At 72.0% G+C, this 4,935-nt stretch carries 5 protein-coding genes; 2 read left to right on the forward strand and 3 right to left on the reverse strand.

The window, feature by feature from the left end; all coding sequences use genetic code 11:
* Positions 1–154: 154 nt before the first annotated feature.
* Both FGF04_RS32615 and FGF04_RS32620 read right to left on the reverse strand, forming a co-directional pair.
* Complete coding sequence (locus FGF04_RS32615) at positions 155–1,198, reverse strand: alcohol dehydrogenase catalytic domain-containing protein (RefSeq protein ID WP_149514994.1); 1,044 nt, start codon at positions 1,196–1,198, stop codon at positions 155–157.
* A gap of 38 nt (positions 1,199–1,236) precedes the next feature.
* A complete protein-coding gene (locus FGF04_RS32620) occupies positions 1,237–1,839 on the reverse strand; it encodes an NADPH-dependent F420 reductase (protein WP_149514995.1) in 603 nt (200 codons plus the stop codon).
* Between the two features lie 230 nt (positions 1,840–2,069).
* On the opposite strand from FGF04_RS32620, the gene FGF04_RS32625 reads away from it, so the two are divergent.
* A complete protein-coding gene (locus tag FGF04_RS32625; RefSeq protein ID WP_223146424.1) occupies positions 2,070–2,681 on the forward strand; it encodes a TetR/AcrR family transcriptional regulator in 612 nt (203 codons plus the stop codon).
* Between the two features lie 146 nt (positions 2,682–2,827).
* Positions 2,828–3,574: a sulfite exporter TauE/SafE family protein gene (locus FGF04_RS32630; RefSeq protein WP_149515026.1), complete on the forward strand. Its 747-nt coding sequence runs from the start codon at positions 2,828–2,830 to the stop codon at positions 3,572–3,574.
* A 108-nt stretch (positions 3,575–3,682) separates the two neighbouring features.
* Here FGF04_RS32630 and FGF04_RS32635 read toward each other — a convergent pair whose 3' ends face one another.
* Entirely contained in the window at positions 3,683–4,675 is a 993-nt protein-coding gene (locus FGF04_RS32635) for a LacI family DNA-binding transcriptional regulator (protein ID WP_149514996.1), read from the reverse strand.
* Positions 4,676–4,935: the final 260 nt, after the last annotated feature.

The raw sequence follows: 4,935 nt of genomic DNA on the forward strand, positions 1-4,935 counted from the left end.
GGTCGGACATGAGGATCTCTTTCGTGAGGTGAAATGGGGGGTGGGGCGTTGCGGGGGCGTTCTGGATGGGGCGTTCTGATGGCGGCGTCGGTGCCGACGACGGCGAGGGCGGCTGCTGCGGCGCCAGCGCCGGCTCCGCAGAAAAGGGACGCGTTCACATGGCGATCACGGTCTTCCCGATCGTCCGCCCGCTCTCGGCCAGTTCGTGGGCCGTCCTCATCGTGTCCACGCTCAGGCCGCCGAGCACCGTCGTGGTGAGGGGACGTATCCGGCCCGCGACCGCGTCCGCCGCCAGCTCGGCGAGGATCCTGCCCTGACCGGCGACGTCGCCACCGGCCATGAAGCTGCTGAAGACGGTCTCGGTGTGCAGCGACACGGACTTGCCGACGAGCGGCCCGAGGTCGAGGGGACCGTTCAGGTCGACGGCGGCGAGGTGACCGAACGGCCGCAGGATCTCGGCGATCCAGCCGATGTTGCCGCTGGTCCCCGCCGTGGACAACACCAGGTCGACCCGGTCGACTCCGGCGTCGCGCAGCTGACCGGGGACGTCTCCGGTGTGGTCGACGACGGCGTCCGCGCCCGCCCTCGTGCACCACTCGCGCGACGCGGGACGCGAGGCCGTGCTCACCACCAGGGCCGAGGTCCTGCTCTTCAGCAGCTGTGTCGCCAGCGTCCCCACACCGCCGGCGCCGCCGACGATCAGCACGCGATCGATCCCCGCCGCCAAGCCGTCGCGGTCACCGTCACCGTCACGGTCGCCATCGCGGTCACCGTGGCGGTCGCGGTCTCGGAACAGTGCCTCCCAGGCCGTGAGGCCGCCGATGGGCAGGGACGCGGCGTCGGAGAAGGACAGCCGGTCCGGAATCCTCGCCACCACACGGTGGTCGACCGAGAGCCGCTCCGCCCAGGCGCCGTCCCGTGCCATGTCTCCGGTGCCCATGACGCGGTCGCCGACCGCGAAGCCGGTGGCGTCCGGGCCCACGGCTTCCACCACCCCGGCGAACTCCCATCCCAGGATGAGCCGTCCGCCCGGTTCGGCGCTGCGCGTGCGCCGGATCGCCGTCTCCCCCGGGTTGATTCCCACGGCGCGGACCCCGACGAGCAGGTCCGCGTCGCGCGGCCGTGGTTCCGCCACGTCGACGAGTTCGAGGGCGAACGCGTCGAGCGGGTGGGCCTTTTCGTAGGCGAGGGCCTTCATGTGATGCCCCTGACGTGCTGGGTCATGTCGTCCTCCGGTCAGTCCTGCTTGAGGGCGTGCAGGGCGGAGAGCGGACCGCCGCCGACCTGCATCAGCCGGCCGCCGTCCCGCAACGGCCCGGCGTCGACCGGCGCGAAGCCGATCTCGTCGGCGAGCACGTGGAAGGCCGTCTTCGCGTCCGCATCGTCCCCGGCGTAGAAGAGCAGTTGACGGCCTTCCGCGTGCCGCGGGTCGGGGGCGATGTACCGGGCGTACAGCGTGTTGAACGCCTTGATCACGCGGGCGCCCGGAGCGTGGCGGGCGACGAACTCGCTGCCGGTGTCCGAACCGAGGTCGACGCGGTCGCCCGGTGCCGGGCCGGCGATCTGATTGGTGGTGTCGACCAGGATCCGTCCGTCCCATGACGGCACGTCGGCCAACGCGGCCGGGATGTCCTGCCACCTGACCGCGAGGAACACCATGTCGGCGGCGGCCGCCTGGACGACCGTTCCGGCGGTGGCCGACGGCCCGAGCCGCGCCACGGTGTCACCGAGCGTGTCCGGACCGCGGCTGTTGCTCAGGACGACGCGGTGGCCCGCCGCCACGAGATGCCCGGCGAGGGCCTGCCCGATCACGCCTGCCCCGATGATTCCGAAGTCCATCAGCGTCTTCCTCTCAGGGGGATTCGAAGGATCCGCGGGCCCGGCCCGCCCTTTCCATGCCGCCTATTAATGTTGCCCACCATCAAAATTATGATGGCCATCGACATCATTAACTGTCAAGCCGGAGCATGCGCGAGGGCATCTTTTTGATGTCAGGTATCATCACAGCGGGCGACATGTCGGCCTCGGCCCGCGCAGGGCGGTGCCGTCTCGTCAGGGAGGTGTCCGAGGTGCCACGCATCACCCAGGAACAGAAGAGGCTCAACCGCGAGAAGATCGTCCGGGCGGCGGGCGAAGGCTTCCGGCTGCACGGCATCGACGGGATCGGCATCGAGGAGTTGATGAAGGCCGCCGGGATGACGCACGGAGGGTTCTACAACCACTTCTCCTCGAAGGAGGACCTGGCCCTCGAGGTGTACCGCCAGGGCTTCGCCGACTCCCTGGACGCGCTCTCCGGCATCTGCGAGGCCCATCCCCGCTCCGCCCGGGCGGCCCTGCACGACATGGTCGACACGTATGTGTCCGCCACCCACCGCGACCACCCGGAAACCGGCTGCGCCTCGGCCGCCCTGGCGGTCGACGCGGGACGCCACGGCGCCGCGTCCCAGGCCGAGTACTGTCGCGGGCTCAAGGAGTTCTTCGGCACCATCACGCAGATGGTGCTCGACCGCGCGCACCAGTCCGGCACCGAACCGACTCCGGCCCAGGCCCGCGAACAGGCGGTGGCGCTGTTCTCCCAGATGGTCGGCGCGGTGGTGGTATCCCGCGCAGTCGCCGAGGCCGACCCCGGCCTGTCCGACGAAATCCTGACAGCCAACCGCAAACAGCTCAAGCAGGCGTGAAACAGGGTCCGATACGGGTCCGGCCCGGCCCGGCGGTGGTGAGCAGGTCGTAGCCCGTAGCCTCTGCGACGTGAGGGTCGGTCGTTGCCGAGTGACGCGGGGGCAGCGTGGTGTGGGAGTTGGGTGCGGCGGGGCTCGCGGTGGGGATGCTGATCGCCGTGGTGACCGCGCCCGTCGGCGTGTCCGGTGCGGTGTTCCTGCTCCCGGTGCAGCTCAGCGTCTTCTCCGTGCCCGACCCCGCCGTCACGCCCACGAACCTGCTCTACAACGTGGTGGCCGGGCCGGGTGCTCTGCTGCGTCACCGGCGGGACGGCGCTCTGGGCGGTCCGCTCGTGCGTCGGCTGGTGCTGGGAACCCTGCCCGGCGTCGTCCTGGGGGCCGTCGTCCGCGTCTTCGTCCTCCCCGGCCCGGCCGTCTTCCGGCTCCTGGTCGCCGCGTTGCTGCTGCCGCTCGGCACCTGGCTGATCGCCCGCACGCTCCGTCCCGGGCGTGCGGACGGGCCGCGCCCGCAGCCCTCGCCTCCGGCGGTGACCGGCCTCGCGCTCGTCGTCGGGGTCGTGGGCGGCGTCTACGGGATCGGCGGCGGCTCGATCATCGGCCCCGTCCTCGTCGGCCGCGGCCTGCCCGTGGCCGAGGTCGCCCCGGCCGCTCTCGCCTCCACCTTCGTCACCTCCGTGGTCGGCGCCGGGACCTACGCCCTGCTGGCGCTGGGGCACGGCGGCGACGTCGCCCCGGACTGGACCCTCGGGCTCGCCTGCGGCGCCGGCGGTCTCATCGGCGGCTACCTCGGCGCCCGCCTCCGGCTCCGGCTGTCCGAGACCTTCCTCCGCCTCCTCCTGGGTACCCTCGCCGCCGCACTGGGCGCCCTGTACGCGGTCGACGCGATGCGCTGACCTGACGCGCGCCCCACCGGCGCCGGGCGCTGACCGCGAAGCGGCCGACCGGCGACCGGGGTACGAGCCCGCAGGCCCACCGCCCGCGCGCCCCGACTCCGGGTGGAGTCAGGTCGATTCGCGCACCACGAGTTCGTTCGGCATGATCACCGGGTCCGTGGGGCCTCCCTCGATCAGGCTGAAGAGCAGGTGGACGGCGGCGGTCGCCTGGTCGGCCATCGGGCTGCGCACCGAGGTGAGCGCGGGGCTGGTGTAGGACGCGGCCTCGATGTCGTCGAAGCCGATGACCGCCACGTCCTCGGGGACGCGCCGGCCCGCCCGGTGCAGGGTGCGCAGCGCCCCGATCGCCATCAGGTCGTTGGCCGCGAACACCGCGTCGAGGCCGGGATCGTCCTCCAGGAGCTGGTGCATGGCTTCGGCCCCGGAGATCCTGGTGAAGTCGCCCAGCGCCACGATGGAGCGACGGCCGGTGTCACGCAGCGCCCGGCGGTAGCCGTCCAGGCGCTCACGCGCCTCGTACAGTTCGAGCGGCCCGGTGATGGTGGCGATCCGGCGCCGGCCGCGTTCCAGGAGATGGCCCACGGCCAGTGCCGCTCCGCCGGCGTTGTCCAGGGCCACGTACGGGACGTCCTGTGCGGAGGTGCGGTTGAAGGACACGACGGGCAGCCCCTGCCGGGCCAGCGCGGCCGGCAGCGGATCCGTACCGTGCAGGGCGACCAGGAGCACGCCGTCGACGTGCCCGCCGGCGATGTACTGCACCACCCTGGTGCGGCTCTGGTCCGACTCCGCGAGCATGAGCACGAGCCGCTTCCCCGCCGTCTCCAGCTCCCGGCTTATGGCGCGCACCACGGCGGAGAAGAGGGGGTCGTCGGAGACGACTCCCTGGGGCGGGTCGGAGACCACCACGGCGAGGGTGTCGGTGCGGCGGGTGACGAGGTTGCGCGCCGCCCCGTTGGGCACGTAGCCCAGTTCGTCCACGGCCCGCATGACGACGTCCCGGATCTGCGGGGCGACCGTCGTCTCGCCGTTGATGACGCGGGAGACGCTGGATTTGGAGACGCCCGCCCGGGCGGCGACCACTTCGAGGGTCGGGCGCTTCATGCCTGTCCGTCCCGTGTGCCGTTGTCCGGACCGGTGTGCGGGGCGGGTTTTCTCCTCAAGGCGGCCTCCGGCTCTGCGTCATGGCGTTGTAGGCAGCGTATCCGCAGGCCGGAGCGGCATGAGCATGCCCAAAGGGGTGCTCCCCTCCGCTCCACCGCACGGTCCTCGCCCGGCCCCTGCGTGCCCGTCACACGGTCCTCGATGCGTCGTGCCGATCGTGAGAAACCGCTCCCTCCCTGGCCCTCGACCCCCGCACCCCC

Source organism: Streptomyces apricus, from assembly GCF_008369065.1.
Taxonomy (GTDB): domain Bacteria; phylum Actinomycetota; class Actinomycetes; order Streptomycetales; family Streptomycetaceae; genus Streptomyces; species Streptomyces apricus.

Bases quoted from the DNA above. Each gene is read 5' to 3' on its own strand.
- FGF04_RS32620 (WP_149514995.1), bottom strand. From the start codon at position 1,839: ATGGACTTCGGAATCATCGGGGCAGGCGTGATCGGGCAGGCCCTCGCC.
- FGF04_RS32635 (WP_149514996.1), bottom strand. From the start codon at position 4,675: ATGAAGCGCCCGACCCTCGAAGTGGTCGCCGCCCGGGCGGGCGTCTCC.
- FGF04_RS32615 (WP_149514994.1), bottom strand. From the start codon at position 1,198: ATGAAGGCCCTCGCCTACGAAAAGGCCCACCCGCTCGACGCGTTCGCC.
- FGF04_RS32630 (WP_149515026.1), top strand. From the start codon at position 2,828: ATGCTGATCGCCGTGGTGACCGCGCCCGTCGGCGTGTCCGGTGCGGTG.